Origin of the sequence: Marinobacter sp. BSs20148 (assembly GCF_000283275.1) — a bacterium.
Lineage (GTDB): Bacteria > Pseudomonadota > Gammaproteobacteria > Pseudomonadales > Oleiphilaceae > Marinobacter > Marinobacter psychrophilus.
Genome location: NC_018268.1, coordinates 2,925,496 through 2,940,054, shown reverse-complemented (window position 1 = coordinate 2,940,054; position 14,559 = coordinate 2,925,496). Strand labels below are relative to the sequence as shown.

At 55.4% G+C, this 14,559-nt stretch carries 11 protein-coding genes; 5 read left to right on the top strand and 6 right to left on the bottom strand.

The features are described 5' to 3' along the window. Window positions 1–11: 11 nt before the first annotated feature. Together parC and serB are read left to right on the top strand one after the other, a co-directional pair. Complete coding sequence (parC, locus tag MRBBS_RS13325) at window positions 12–2,330, top strand: DNA topoisomerase IV subunit A (protein WP_014872054.1); 2,319 nt, start codon at window positions 12–14, stop codon at window positions 2,328–2,330. Further along, window positions 2,323–3,570, top strand: a complete 1,248-nt coding sequence (gene serB / locus MRBBS_RS13320; protein ID WP_014872053.1) for a phosphoserine phosphatase SerB — start codon at window positions 2,323–2,325, stop codon at window positions 3,568–3,570. Before parC ends, serB begins: the two co-directional genes overlap by 8 nt. A 38-nt stretch (window positions 3,571–3,608) precedes the next feature. Here the strand turns inward: serB and MRBBS_RS13315 are convergent, their stop codons facing one another. From MRBBS_RS13315 to epmB, 3 genes are all read right to left on the bottom strand, one after another. Then, window positions 3,609–5,693, bottom strand: coding sequence for an EAL domain-containing protein (locus MRBBS_RS13315; protein WP_014872052.1), 2,085 nt, complete (start codon window positions 5,691–5,693; stop codon window positions 3,609–3,611). A gap of 178 nt (window positions 5,694–5,871) precedes the next feature. After that, window positions 5,872–7,662, bottom strand: a complete 1,791-nt coding sequence (locus tag MRBBS_RS13310) for a hypothetical protein (protein WP_014872051.1) — start codon at window positions 7,660–7,662, stop codon at window positions 5,872–5,874. A gap of 125 nt (window positions 7,663–7,787) precedes the next feature. Further along, the gene (epmB, locus tag MRBBS_RS13305) at window positions 7,788–8,840 is read right to left on the bottom strand and encodes an EF-P beta-lysylation protein EpmB (RefSeq protein WP_014872050.1); all 1,053 of its coding nucleotides are present in this window, start codon (window positions 8,838–8,840) and stop codon (window positions 7,788–7,790) included. 45 nt (window positions 8,841–8,885) lie between these two features. Between epmB and efp the strand changes: the two genes are divergently transcribed. Together efp and epmA are read left to right on the top strand one after the other, a co-directional pair. Then, window positions 8,886–9,458, top strand: coding sequence for an elongation factor P (gene efp / locus MRBBS_RS13300; RefSeq protein ID WP_014872049.1), 573 nt, complete (start codon window positions 8,886–8,888; stop codon window positions 9,456–9,458). A 7-nt stretch (window positions 9,459–9,465) separates the two neighbouring features. After that, on the top strand, window positions 9,466–10,434 hold the full coding sequence (gene epmA, locus MRBBS_RS13295; RefSeq protein WP_014872048.1) for an EF-P lysine aminoacylase EpmA: 969 nt from the start codon (window positions 9,466–9,468) through the stop codon (window positions 10,432–10,434). Window positions 10,435–10,466: 32 nt separating this feature from the next. Here epmA and asd read toward each other — a convergent pair whose 3' ends face one another. Both asd and rsgA read right to left on the bottom strand, forming a co-directional pair. Then, window positions 10,467–11,336, bottom strand: a complete 870-nt coding sequence (gene asd / locus MRBBS_RS13290) for an archaetidylserine decarboxylase (protein WP_014872047.1) — start codon at window positions 11,334–11,336, stop codon at window positions 10,467–10,469. Between the two features lie 91 nt (window positions 11,337–11,427). Beyond that, a complete protein-coding gene (gene rsgA / locus MRBBS_RS13285; protein WP_014872046.1) occupies window positions 11,428–12,498 on the bottom strand; it encodes a small ribosomal subunit biogenesis GTPase RsgA in 1,071 nt (356 codons plus the stop codon). A gap of 162 nt (window positions 12,499–12,660) precedes the next feature. Between rsgA and orn the strand changes: the two genes are divergently transcribed. After that, a complete protein-coding gene (gene orn, locus MRBBS_RS13280; RefSeq protein WP_014872045.1) occupies window positions 12,661–13,203 on the top strand; it encodes an oligoribonuclease in 543 nt (180 codons plus the stop codon). A gap of 60 nt (window positions 13,204–13,263) precedes the next feature. On the opposite strand, the gene queG is transcribed toward orn, so the two are convergent. Beyond that, window positions 13,264–14,370 carry a tRNA epoxyqueuosine(34) reductase QueG gene (queG, locus tag MRBBS_RS13275; protein WP_041635295.1) on the bottom strand — a complete coding sequence of 369 codons (1,107 nt, stop codon included), beginning with the start codon at window positions 14,368–14,370 and terminating at the stop codon, window positions 13,264–13,266. Between the last annotated feature and the right edge of the window lie 189 nt (window positions 14,371–14,559).

The window sequence follows — 14,559 nt, the reverse complement described above, 5'->3', positions numbered from 1 at the left end:
AAGAGGCATCCATGCCAGAGTTTCAGACAACGGACGAAGGCTTTGAGCGGGTTGCGCTCAGGGACTATACGGAAAAAGCCTATCTTGACTACTCCATGTACGTCATTCTTGATCGTGCTCTTCCCAATGTCGGGGACGGGCTGAAGCCGGTTCAGCGGCGCATTATTTACGCTATGTCGGAACTGGGCCTGAAGTCGACGTCCAAATACAAAAAGTCTGCCCGCACCGTGGGCGACGTGCTGGGTAAATTCCACCCCCACGGCGACAGTGCCTGTTACGAAGCCATGGTGTTGATGGCGCAGCCATTTTCTTACCGCTATCCGCTGGTGGATGGCCAGGGTAACTGGGGTTCGCCAGACGATCCAAAATCGTTCGCTGCCATGCGCTATACCGAATCGCGTTTGGCGCGCTTCGCCGATGTGCTGCTCAGCGAACTGGGCCAGGGTACGGCCGATTGGGTGCCCAACTTTGACGGCACCATGGACGAGCCCTCCATACTGCCGGCGCGCTTGCCCCATGTGTTGCTCAACGGCACCACGGGCATTGCCGTGGGCATGGCGACGGACATACCGCCCCATAACGTGCGCGAAGTGACGGCGGCCTGTGTTCATCTGCTGGATGCGCCCGATGCCACGGTAGAACAGCTGTGCGAATACATTCAAGGGCCGGATTACCCCACTCGAGCGGAAATTATTACCCCGCGTAAAGACCTGCTGCAAATGTACGAAACCGGTCGCGGTTCGCTGCGCATGCGTGCGCGTTGGGTGAATGAAGGCGGCGACTTGGTAATCACTGACTTGCCCCATCAGGTATCCGGTAACCGGGTGCTGGAGCAGATTGCCCAACAGATGCAGGCCAAAAAACTGCCCATGGTGGCAGATTTGCGCGATGAGTCAGACCACGAGAACCCGACCAGGCTGGTGATTGTACCCCGTTCAAACAGGGTAGACGCCGAAGGCCTGATGGCACATCTGTTTGCCAGTACCGACTTGGAAAAGCCTTATCGGGTGAATATCAACGTGATTGGTAACGACGGCCGTCCTGGTGTGAAAGGCCTGGTGCAGCTGCTGACCGAGTGGCTTACGTTCCGCCGCGCCACGGTGATAAGGCGCCTGCAATACCGGCTGGATAAAGTGCTGGCCCGACTTCACTTGCTGGAAGGGCTGCTGATTGCTTATCTGAATCTGGACGAAGTGATCGAAATTATCCGCTATGAGGATAAGCCTAAAGCCGAATTGATGGCTCGGTTCTCGTTGTCGGCGGACCAAGCCGAGGCAATTCTTGAGCTGAAGCTGCGCCACCTGGCGAAGCTGGAAGAGATGAAAATTCGTGGCGAACAGGATGAACTGGCCATCGAACGCGACCACTTGCAGGCCATTCTGGGTTCCGAGAAAAATCTGCGCCAGTTGATTAAAACTGAATTGCAGCAAGATGCCGAAACTTACGGCGATGACCGCCGTTCACCGATCGTAGAACGTGGTGAATCGCGGGCGTTTAGTAATATTGACCTGGTGTCCAACGATCCTGTCACCATTGTGCTGTCTGAAAAAGGCTGGGTGCGAGCAGCCAAAGGCCACGATATCGATCCGCTGGGTCTGAGTTACAAAGCCGGTGACAAGTTTTCTTTGCAGGTACACGGGCGCAATAATCAGCAGGTTATTTTTCTTGACTCGACCGGACGCGCCTACGCCCTGATGGCTCACAGCCTGCCGTCAGCGAGAGGTCAGGGCGAACCGTTGAGCGGGCACATCAACCCGCCGCCGGGCGCTCAATTCTGCGGCTTGCTGATGGGCGACAGCCAGCGCAAGGTGGTGCTGGTGACCGATGGAGGTTATGGCTTTGCAACCTCGCTGGGTGACATGCTGAGCAAGAATCGCAACGGTAAGACTCTGGTCAGTGTGCCGAAGGGTGCCCACCTTATGGCGCCGGTGATGGTGCCGGTGATGGCGCCTGAAAGTCGCGAAACCCTATACGTGGCTGCGGTGTCCAACGAAGGCCGAATGTTGGTGTTTCCGCTTACAGAACTGCCGGAACTGGTCAAAGGCAAAGGCAACAAGTTGATCAGTATTCCTTCGGCGCGGGTGCAGTCCCGTGATGAGTTTGTGGTAGCAGTGGCGGTATTCGCCCACAGCGACCAGCTCGAAATCCACGCCGGTAAACGCAAAATGAGCCTTCAGTTCAGCGATCTTGAGCATTATCTGGGCGAGCGCGGCCGTCGCGGCCACAAGCTACCACGGGGCCTGCAGCGGGTTGACCGTATCGGGGTCACAGTTGTGGTGGTGGCGGCAACCGGTGCGGCCCATCAACAGGAGCAAACAGACAGTGAGTGAACTGGTTCTGATCAACGTTTCCGGGCGCGACAAGCCCGGCCTGACCTCCGAGATTACCGGTATCATGGGCCAGTACGAGGTGCGTATTCTGGATATCGGCCAGGCGGTAATTCACGATTACCTAACGTGGGGGATTCTGATCCAGATTCCTGACGCGTCGCACTCATCACCGGTGATCCGCGATTTGTTATTTCGCTTTCACGCCCTGGATTTGCAGGTACGGTTTGCGCCGATTACACCCGAGGAATACCAACAGTGGGCTCAGGGCCGCAATCGCGCCTGCTACATTGTAACGCTGCTGGCGCGGGACATAACCGCCGAACAGATTGCGCGGGTGTCGGCGATTACCGCGCGCCACCAGCTCAATATTGACAACATCACGCGCCTATCGGCGCGGCCGTCACTGAACGTGGATGAAAACCGCACTGCCTGTGTGGAATTTTCCGTGCGTGGTACGCCAGACAATCTGGCACAGTTGAGGGCGGATTTTCTGCATCTGGCCAGCGAAATGAACGTGGATATTGCGTTCCAGGAAGATTCTATTTTCCGCCGCAACCGCCGCCTTGTGGTATTCGATATGGATTCCACCCTAATTGAAGCCGAGGTGATTGACGAGCTGGCGTTGGAGGCTGGTGTAGGGCCTCAGGTGGCGGCCATCACTGAGCGTACCATGCGAGGTGAGCTGGATTTCAGTCAGAGCTTTGCCGAGCGCCTTGCGCTGTTGAAGGGGCTGGATGAGTCGGTTCTGGAGCGGGTTGCCGCGCGCCTGAAGATGACAGAAGGCGCCGAGCACCTGATTCGAAGCTTGAAGGCGTTGGGTTACCGGACTGCAATTCTGTCAGGAGGCTTTACCTACTTCGCCCGTAACCTTCAGCGCCAACTGGGCATTGATTATGTTTACGCCAACGAATTGGAGATTGTGGACGGTAAGGTAACCGGCCGGGTGTCTGGCACCATTGTAGACGGTGCGCGCAAGGCCGAACTGCTGCTGGAAATTGCAAAAAAAGAACGCATTTCCCACGAACAGGTTATCGCAGTGGGTGACGGCGCTAATGATTTGCCCATGCTCAGCGAAGCTGGCTTGGGCGTGGCGTTTCGTGCTAAACCCGTGGTGAAGGAATCTGCCCGCCACGCCATTTCAACCCTCGGGTTAGACGCTATTCTGTACCTGATTGGCTTTCGTGAAAGCGAAACCAATCAGCAGGTGGAACCGCCCCGAGACCATGAGTCAGGGCTATAAATAGCGCCTGAAATAGCGTTTGAAATAGTGCCTGGGGATCAGTTGTCGCTGAAATCGTAGGTCATTTCAGGCGTAGGCGGTTGTAAGTAGTAGCCCTGAATGTAATTTACCCCGGCCTGCCACAGGGTTGCCAGTATGCCGGCGCTTTCTACCAACGGCACAATAGACAGTTTGCCGGCGCTTTGCAGTGACTGCACCATCTCCTTGAGGCGTTCGCGGGCGTCGTGATCATTCTGCAGCTCCTCAGTAAACGAGCCGTCTATTTTTATGTAGTCGGTGTCGATATGGTTGAGCGCATGAAACGGGTTCAAAGTGCAGCCAAACTGGGTGATGGACACCTTGCAATGCAGTTGGTGCAGAGTTTTTGCGAAGTCCTTTGCCTGTTTTGTGAAATTATTGGCGTCGCATTCGCGGAGCTGGAATATCAGCGTGTCACCAGGCAGACGAGCAGCTTTCAGAGCCACACTGAGCCAGGGAGTGAAGGTTTTGTCGTGCAGGGTTTCGGCGGTCACGTTCAGAAATAGCCGGGTGTTCTGGCCCTTCACCCGGTGCGCAGCCAGTTTTTTTATGGCTTGCAAAAAAACCCACCGGTCGATCTTCACAGCCGTGTCTGTGGGCCCTAGGGGTGGCAAAAAGTCGTAGGGTGAAACCTCTTCGCCTTTGTCGTCCAGCATGCGCACGTATACTTCGTAGTGTTCTTCATTTTCCCCGCGCAGATTGATAACGGGCTGGAATAGCAGGCGAAACTGATCGTTGTCCAGCGCACTGTGTATATAGTCTATGGCGGTGTTATCGTTAAGCATTAGATGTTCGGCGGCATTGTGTACCCGAACACCGTTGCCATGGCTCTGCTCGTTCTGTTTTTTTAGTTCGGCTGAAGCGCGGTGCGCGCGGGCCATTAACTCTTCGGCTTTGGGCGAATTTTCGGTGACGGCAGCAACGCCGATACTCACCGTGAGCTGCACCGAGTGGCCGTCGACATCGAACAGCGAACTCTCAATGGCTATACAGATTTCCTGTGCCAGGCTGACCATGTCCTTTTCGCTGAAGGGCAGGTATAGCAGTGCGAATGAATCGTCGCTCAGGCGCGCCAAGGTGATGTCTGCACCTACCTGCTCGCGCAGCAGAGTGGCCAGATCGCGCAGCAGAAAATCGACACCTGTAATGCCAACGTCCCGCTTCAGCGGCGCAAAGTTATCCAATGAAATATAAGCCAACGAGCCAGATTCGCTGCTGGCGCCGGCTTGGGTAATAGCTTCCGCTAGCGAGGCCATGAAGAATGAGCGGTTATAGAGGCCGGTAAGTAGGTCCTGATTACTGAATTGCCTCAGCTTTTCTTCCAGTTCTTCGCCGTTGTGTTCCGGCCGCAGCACAATCTGGGTGCAGCGTTCGCCGTCAAAGGTGGCAGGCGAGGCCTGCATATTGGCGGTCAGTTCGCGGCCGTCACTGCGCCGCGCAGTTACTTTTTGGCTCATCCGTTCGCTACTTTGGTCGGCAAAGCCTTTAATCAGTTGGCGGTAGTCGTCTTGGCTCTGGCTGCCGAGGGTGTCCAGTACTGGGACACACATCAGTTCGTCGATGTCGTCGTAACCCAGAAACTCTAAATAGGACTCATTAGCATAAACGTGCATGCCTTCAATGACATAGGCAATGGCGTCTTTTGAGCTTTCCAGCAGGCGTTGGCAGCGTTGTTCGGCTTCGCGCAGGTGAGATTCCAAAAGCCGACGGCGTCGGCGCTCGTCAAGGTCCGTCAGTTCGCGATTCACGACCAGCACCAGCAGCGCCTGTTCGCTGTAAGGTACGGTGTCTTGTCCGCCGGCTTTAAGAACAGCCGTGGCGCGGGCAGCGTCGTAGTCATCGGTCAGCAATATGAAAGGAACGTCTTTACCAAGCCGCCGCAACATGGCTAACGCCGCGTCTACAGGGCATTCCTGTTCAGTGTCACGCGCCAGCATTATGTCCCAGTTGCCATTTTTGAGGGCCTCTTCGAGGTCTTCCTCGGAGGTAATGCGATGGGCTCGGGTAGCGCGACCGGAATTGCGTAACAGGCTGATCAGGTTTTCCGCGTCATTCAGTGACGGATCCAGAATAAGCATATGAACGGTGGAGGCTTTCTTCTGCATGACTCGACAATCTCGTGCTGCACACTGACGGAGCCGGGCCGCTGACAAAGCCCGGTTCTTGGATGAGTGTGAATAATGAAGAGGTTGCCGGTTAATAACAAGTCCGGCACGGGCGTGGCACTGAGTTGAGACACGCGAAGTTCTGATTAGGCAATCAGGTACAAAGAATTTACGCGCCTCACAGCAAGGGCCAGAGCGAATCAAATTCATCTTCGCTGGATGCAGGACCGGGTCTATCGGTGCTGGTTTTAGCGTCAGGCCTGCTCTGAAGTTTTATTTCAAATTGGTTGATGCTGCCCGTCGCCGTCCTTTTTTTCAACAGCTGGCCTTGCTCTTCCTGGTCATCAATCAGCAGGGTAATGCGGTTTCCAGATTGAAACGGTATCCGCGGTACAATAAGCGTGGCAGGCTGGTTGATGACGCTGATTTCCGGCAGCATCAGCCCGCGTAAGTACTCGCTACTGTTACCCAGTTTCTGAATTAAGCGCACAGCGCAAGGTGTCGCCGTGGGTGCTTGTAGTTCAATGCCAATTTGCGTGCCCTCGTTTTTAATCTGGCGAATCCAGCGAACCACGGCAACACTCCAGGGTTGTGAATTCTGCTCGCGTACGCCGAGAATTTCGCCTGTCTGCAGGCTGCTCGGTATTTGGCTGTCCCAGACAATGCAAAAGCCGCCTGGGCTGGTATTTATCATCTTTGTGCGACAGGCGCCGGGCGCGTTTTTGAGTACCGCGCTGGCACGGGCGCTGGCGCTGGTGAAGTTTATAGGGGCATTGCCGGCCAGCATGCCTTCGACTCTGTTATCGTCATCGCGCACGCCGGCCCAAGCGTCATTTTTTCGAGTGGAGCTGCGGATAAACATGTTGTCTTCGGTGTCTTCCGCTTCAGGCTGTCGGGTGAAGTCGTTCAGGGTTTTGCGTCCCGCCATAAAATAGTGCACCGCGGTCAGCCCGACACACAGTTCGAGGCTGCCCTGGTTGGTTACGCGGTTGAAATTGCGTTTGGCAAGAGTGCCCAGCGCCTGGGCGAGGTGTATCAGCAGGGTATCACTGGTATGTGGAGGCAGCGTCAGCTCGCTTGCTTCGTCACTATCAGCTGTTTGAATGGCCTGGCTAATTTGGGCCGACAGGCGGCTGCTGTCAAAACTGAAAAAGTCGCCTTCTTCAGCCTCGCCCAGCAGGCTGCGGTATACCGGCGACTTGTCTGCGCGCATATTTACCACGAACAAACTGTCACCTTGGTCGCCGGGCACGAAATCTGTCAGATCGGTCCAGGGTTCAAACAGCGTAAAAAGCTGGCTCAGTTCCGTTTGGCGCAACTGGTTAGGGCGGGCGCACCCCAACAATAAAATGCGTTTGTAGGCATCGTCAATGCTGCTTGAATTGCGCTGGCTAGGAGTGGCATCGTCAACTTTAATAGCGGTTAGCTGATGCGCGAGCGCAAACTTGTAAAGCTTATGGCAATCCAGCCAGCTGTTTGGCGGGGTAGGGCAGTAAAGCTGATACGCTCGCAGTATGGTGCCGGACAGCTCGGCAATGCTGCGGTGAATGGCGATGACCAGAGCTTTGCGATTTTTATCCGGGGTGCCTGCATTCAGCAGCTCTATCACGCAGAGTTTGTAACCTCCGGACAGGTGCAATTGCAGGGCCTGTGCCAGATTGGCGATCTTGCGTTGCTTTTCCGGCATTGATACCGCGGTACCGATGAAGTGGCTGGACAGCTCTGAGCACACAAAGTGGATTTTTTCACGAATAACGTCTAACAGTTGCAAGCGCTGATGTGGCGGCAAAAAAAGCTGATTTAGTTCAATAATGGCGTGATAGAGCTGACGCGACACTTCGCCAATGTTGGCCATAGGCAATAACCCGGCCCATTTTTTGAAGGCTTTGGGTGTGGTGTCGCAGAACGAAAGGCTCGCGGTTTTTTGCTCTGGTACCCGGATATCTGGTTTCAGAAAGGTGCCATCCATAATAAAAAGTCAGTGCGTCGAGGAATAAGTGTGTAAATTCACTACGTAATGTAGGCCAGCAAAGCAAATACGCAAAGCAAAAAACCACCGACGCGACAATTTGTTACAAAGTAAGCTGTTTCGCATTACTCCAAATTAAGGGGCGTTTTGCTGCCAGCACCGGGTAATTCGCGCACTAAACGCGGTACCAGAAAACCTGGCAGGCGTTCAAGCAGTCCACGTGTCAGAGCTTTGGCCTCGCTGTCCGGGACGGCAAAATGATGAGCCCCCGCTACAGGGTCAAACGCGTGCAGGTAGTAGGGTAATACACCGGCATCGAACATCCGCTCGCTGAGTTGTTCCAGTACATCGACGCTGTCATTCACGCCGCGTAGTATAACACTCTGGTTCAGTAGGGTCACACCGGCGTCGGTTAACCTTTGCAGGGCCTGAACAGTAGCTTGGTCGATTTCCGCAGGATGGTTGATGTGCAGCACCACAACAACCCGTAATCGGGTGGCGCGAATCCATTGTAAAAGCGCATCGCAAACCCGCTGTGGAATCACGACCGGCAGCCGGGTGTGAACCCTCAGCCGGCGTAGGTGAGGGATCTGCTCCAGAGCTTGGACCCATTGCGCCAGTAATTTGTCGTTGGCGGCCAAAGGGTCGCCCCCGCTGAAAATCACTTCGTTAATTTCCGGACTGTTTGCCAGTGTGTTCAGCACGGTTTGGCGGTCCTGGGGTTTGAGCCGTTGCTCGTCGTAGGGAAAGTGACGACGGAAACAGTAGCGGCAATTAATGGCGCATTGCCCTGTCACCATAAGTAAGGCGCGGCTTTTGTATTTTCTGATCAGCCCTGTTGTTGCCATGGCGTCGGCTTCGGCCAGTGGGTCGGCGACAAATCCGGCCAGGGTGCGGGTTTCGTCGACCAGTGGCAGTACCTGGCGCAGCAAGGGGTCGTTGGGGTTGCCATATTCCATGCGAGCTAAAAAAGGCTCGGGCACCCGTATCGAAAACAGCAGGTGCCCAGCATCTGCTCCGGCCAGCCATTGTTCAGGGCAGAGCCCCAGACGTTCCAGCAGTTCTGCCGGACGGTTGATGGAGCTGGCTAAAATCTGTTGCCAGCTGGCGGACTCTGAACTTTCCCCACACTCCGGGTGAGCGCGGGCTTCTATACGTACGGGGGTTCGCTGTATCATAGCGGCCTTAAAATTCTGAACAGCCTATTGGCAGGTGGACATTTCATGGCTTCATATTCTACCAACGAATTTCGCGGCGGTCTTAAGGTTTTGTTTGAAGGCGACCCCTGCATCATTCTGGAAAACGAATTTGTAAAACCCGGTAAAGGCCAGGGCTTCAGTCGGGTGCGCCTGCGCAACCTGATGACCAACCGGGTGTGGGACCGTACCTTCAAGTCTAACGAAAGTCTGGAAGGTGCAGACGTGATGGATCAGGACATGGAATACCTGTACACCGACGGCCAATTCTGGCACTTCATGCTCACCGATGGTTCGTTTGAGCAGTACGCGGCCGATGGAAAAGCCGTGGGCGATACTCTTAAATGGCTAAAAGAACAGAATGTTTATACGGTTACCTTGTTTAACGGTGCTCCACTGACGATTACGCCGCCGAATTTTGTCGAGCTGGAAGTGGTTGAAACCGATCCCGGCATGAAAGGCGATACCGCCCAAGGCGGCTCCAAACCGGCGACTTTGTCCACTGGCGCCGTGGTGAGCGTGCCGCTGTTTATTACCATTGGTGAAGTGTTAAAAGTAGACACTCGCACCGGTGAATATATGAATCGGGTTAAAAGCTAGGGCGTTGATGAGCAATGCTGATAACTGGCGGCCCAGCGCTGCCAGCCGAGCCCTGAAAAGCCGCGCACAACAACTGTCGTTTGTGCGCAGCTTTTTTGCGCAGCGCCAAGTGCTGGAGGTTGAAACCCCGGTGCTTGGCCGCTGCGGTGTCACCGACCCGAATCTGAGCGGTATTGCTGCCCGGGTGAGCGCAGCGGGCCGTCAAGGCGGGTGGTTGCAGACTTCTCCGGAATATCACATGAAGCGCTTGTTGGCAGCGGGCTGTGGCGATATCTACCAGGTTACAAAAGTATTTCGCGACGGTGAAAGCGGGCGTCGGCACAACCCTGAATTTTCCATGCTGGAATGGTACCGCTGCGGCTTTGATGACCAAACCCTGATGAACGATGTAGCGGACCTGGTCTGTTCCTGGCTTGACTGCTTGCGACCGCACACTCTGAGTTATCGCGAAGCGCTACACCGCTGGGCGCATATTGATCCATTTACCTGCACCGATGCGCAGCTGCACGCCCGCTGCGGGCAATGGATGGAGCCGCAGCAGCTTGTGGGTATGAGTCGCGATGACTGTCTGGACTTGCTGATGAGTTTTGCGGTCGAGCCCCGGTTAGGGTTGGACTGCCCGGTGTTTATCCATCAGTACCCTGCTTCACAGGCCTCGCTGGCGCGCACCAGCCAGGTTGGCGGTTTCGCGGTCGCTCATCGCTTTGAGTTGTATATTAATGGGCTGGAGTTGTGTAATGGCTACTGGGAGCTGGCGGATGCGGATGAGCAGCGCCGGCGTTTTGCAGCGGATAACCGGCTCCGTCAGGCCCGCGGCCAGGCAGCCATAGAGCAAGACGACGCTTTTCTGGCCGCGATGGACAGCGGTTTGCCCGATTGCGCCGGCGTTGCCCTGGGGCTGGACCGGTTGTTGATGCTGAAACTGGGTGCCAGCTCGATTGATGAGGTGCTAGCCTTTCCATTCGCCAAGGCCTGAGCGCGATCGTTTCCAAATACAAGCCTCAAACTTCACGCTTTGACCTGGCCGAAAACTTCGCCTAACTTCACTTTTTTTCCGGGTTTTTGGGCATTACTCCACTGTGCTCGGCCTTTCGACATCACCATCACGACGGTAGAACCCAGGCGGAAACGACCCATTTCCTCACCCCGTGCAAACTTCAGGGCCTGCTCGTCGCTGTAGCTTTGCTGGCTAACACCGCCGTCGCCCGGCGCCGCTCCCGGTTTCACGACGCCGGCCCAGGGTGTTTCCACACTGCCAACAATCATTGCGCCTACCAAGACCAGCGCCATTGGGCCAGCCGCGGTATCAAACATGCAGACGACGCGTTCATTGCGGGCAAACAGGTTGGGCACGCTGGCCGCGGTAGTCGGATTTACAGAGAACAATCGGCCGGGCACGTGCACCATCTCCTGCAGCTTTCCGGCCATCGGCATGTGAATCCGATGATAGTCGCCGGGGGCCAGGTAAATGGTGGCGAATTCACCTTCGGCGAAGATATCGGCCCGCTGCTGATCACCGCCTAACAGTTCCAGCAAGCTGAACGATTGGCCCTTGGCCTGAAAGATGCGGCCCCCGCTTATATTGCCCAACTGGCTGACACAACCGTCTACCGGGCTAACCAGCGTGCTTTCGTTACCCTCAATGGGTCGCAAGCCAGGCTTGAGTGCTCGGGTAAAAAAATCATTGAAGCTGTCGTAGGCTTCGGGGTCACTGTTTTCAGCTTCGCTCATGTTGACGCCATAGCGGTTAATGAACCAGCGTATCAAGCGGCGGCGTAAGGCTGGCGTACCGGTGCTGTCAGCCAGGCGCCCAGCCAGACGGGAGAGTGAGTGCTGGGGCGTAATATGCTGGCTCAGAACAAACAGCTTTTCCATCATCAGAAAAATCCTTTGGCTACGATGGCGCGAAGTTTAACAAACGGCCCATTTCATCAAAAAGTGTATACCCCAACGCACAAGATTTCCGGCGCTACCGTATTCCGGGTTGAGCCAGTTTAAGGCCGCGAGCCTGTTGCTCTGCCATCGCCTGTAAAATGCGGTGGAAACTCCTTTTGCGTTCCGGGCTTAGGCGACCGTCTTCCGCAGCGGCATCAATGGCGCAACCGGGGTCGCCGGCGTGACGGCAGTTGCGGAACTTGCAGTAGCCCATCAGGTCACGAATTTCGCGAAAGCCATACTCGATTTCTTGCGGTGTCATATGCCAAAGGCCAAACTCGCGAATGCCCGGCGAGTCAATTAGGTCGCCGCCGATGGGCAGGTGAAACAGCTTGGCGGTGGTGGTGGTGTGAATGCCTTTGCCGGTGCTCTGCGACACTGCGCCCACCCGCAGTTCTTCATCGGGCAGCAGGGTTTGAATGATGGACGATTTACCCACCCCAGACTGGCCCACAAACACCGTCGTACGATCTTTCACCAGGGCTTCCAGCTCTGGCGGTGGCTGGTTGCCAGCCAAGGCAGCGGACGTGCGCACCACCTGATAGCCCAATGCTTCATAGCGTGCCAGAAGTGCGTCTATGGCGCTGCGGTTGTCGTCGTTGATCAGGTCGGTTTTATTCAGCAGCAGTATGGCCGGAATGTCAGTGGTTTCTGACGCCACCAGATAGCGGTCAATCAGGTTGTCGTGGGGCTCGGGCTCGGGGGCAATCACCAGAATAATGTAGTCAATATTCGCCGCCACCGGTTTCAGCGCGCCGAAGTTGTCCGGCCGCTGCAGCAGGTTGATGCGTTCGCAGCGAGCGACGATTACGCCGGTCAGATTTTTACCGGAGCGCCAAATGACTTTGTCGCCGGTGACCAAACTGTCGATATTGGCGCGCACAAAGCAGCGTACAACGGTTCCTTGGTACTCGCCTTCAAGGGCTTCTACGTCCAGTTGCTGGCCGTAGTGCGCAATAATCAAACCTTGAACTTCCGGTCCTAACTCACCCGCATCGACCTGCTCTTTTACCTGTTCTTCCTTACGTGCGGCGCGCGCTGTCCGTTCGCCCTGAATTTTTTCGATGCGCCATTGTTGCTGTTTGTTAAGTCGCCGTTTTGCCATAGAGTTTTCATTAACCGGGTAAAGTTTCAGGGTTGTTTTAAAGCTGCTGTGTCATCATATTGGCATACTATTTGTCATACAACCGGTTTGGCGACTGCACTATCGACTGTTTCGCTGATAAATTCCGGATTTTACCGTTAGCACCATGCAGGAGAAATATCGATGGAAAAGGGCAATCGCCTGGTTTGGATTGACTTGGAAATGACAGGTCTGGATCCGGAGCAGGAGCGCATTATTGAAATGGCTACCCTGATTACCGATTCCGAACTCAATCTGATTGCCGAAGGCCCGGTGCTTGCGGTGCATCAGTCTGACACTCTGATGGGCGCGATGGACGAATGGTGTACCCGTACCCACGGTGAAAGTGGTCTGACCCAACGGGTAAAAGACAGTCGTATCAGCGAAGCCGAAGCCGAGCAGCAGACCCTGGCGTTTTTGCGCGAACACCTGGAATCGGGTGATTCTCCTTTGTGCGGCAACAGTATCGGCCAAGACCGGCGCTTTTTGGTCAAGTACATGCCGCAGCTAGAAGAGTTCTTCCATTACCGCAATCTGGATGTGTCTACCATCAAAGAGCTGGCGCGGCGTTGGCGTCCGGATGTGCTGAACGGAGTCAAGAAACAGGGCAATCATCTAGCGCTGGACGATATTCGCGATTCTATTAACGAGCTGCGCCATTATCGCGAGCATTTTTTCAAACTGTAAGATCGTTTAAATTCTGATGCGCTCAAGCGATACGAACGCCCGGGGAGCAACTGCTGGCTTTCAAGGTGCCAGTCCGTGTTGGGCCAACGCCCACTCCACATGCTCGCGTACCATCTCAGACGGGTAATCCTGGCGCGCCCGCAGCGCTTCTAACACTGGAATGGTGGTAGGGGCGTTGCCCAGCCCGACCGCCAGATTGCGCAACCAGCCGTGATAACCGGTGCGGCGAATAGCCGAGCCTTCTGTACGCTGCAAAAACTGTTCTTCGCTCCACATCATCAGCGCTGCCAGAGACGTGTTATCCAGACCGTGGCGGGGTTTGAAGTCGTCTTCTTCTGAATGTTTGCTGAACTTGTTCCACGGACACACCAACTGGCAGTCGTCGCAACCAAACACCCGGTTGCCCATTAGTGGACGCAGCTCTTCCGGAATACTCTCTTTCAATTCAATGGTCAGATAGCTTATGCAGCGCCGCGCATCCAGCATGTGTGCGTCCACAAATGCATTGGTAGGGCACAGCTGCAGGCAGGCCGAGCAGCTGCCGCAGTGGTCAGTTGTAAAGGGCGCGTCTATGGGCAAAGGCGCGCTGGTGTAAATCTCCCCGAGGAAAAAGAACGAGCCCGCTTTGGGGTGTATCACCATGTTGTTTTTGCCAATCCAGCCAAGCCCGGCACGCTGGGCCAGAGCGCGTTCAAGCACAGGAGCACTGTCCACAAAGGCGCGATGCTGGTGGCCTTCAAGAGCGCTGTCGATACGTTTGGCCAGCTGCGCCAGGCGCTTACGCATAAGCTTATGGTAATCGCGCCCCAAGGTATAACGACTGATGTACGCATTTTCGCGATTGCGGAGCGCCTGTTCTGGGTTGTCGGGCAGCGTCAGGTAATCCATGCGCACGGAAATGACGCGCGCGGTGCCCGGAACCAGCGACGCCGGGGTATAGCGTTTGTCACCGTGGTTTGCCATGTAATCCATGGTGCCGTGGTAGCCCTGTTCCAGCCAGTGTTGCAAGCGTTGCGCGTGTTCGCCCGTATCGGCGCTGGTGATGCCGAGGTCGGCAAAACCCAGCTCTTGGGCCCAGTCGCGAATCTGTTGCACCAATGCCTGCAGATTCGCCGTCTGGTCACTGTTTTTTGCGCAGGTTGTTGATGTTGCTGGTGATGCTGTCATTGGCCGGCCGTTTGTGTGGGGCGAATCTGCGTTTTGCTGGCGTTGGCGTACAGATTTAATTTGATTAAGTTGTGACCTTTTTTGTGGTTTTGCTATGCTTTACAGATAGCTGGCAATTTGTCTTAAACCGGTTTCTTTGGCTTGGAGTGTCCGATGTCGTGGTCAGCAAGGAACAGTCTATCAGAGTCT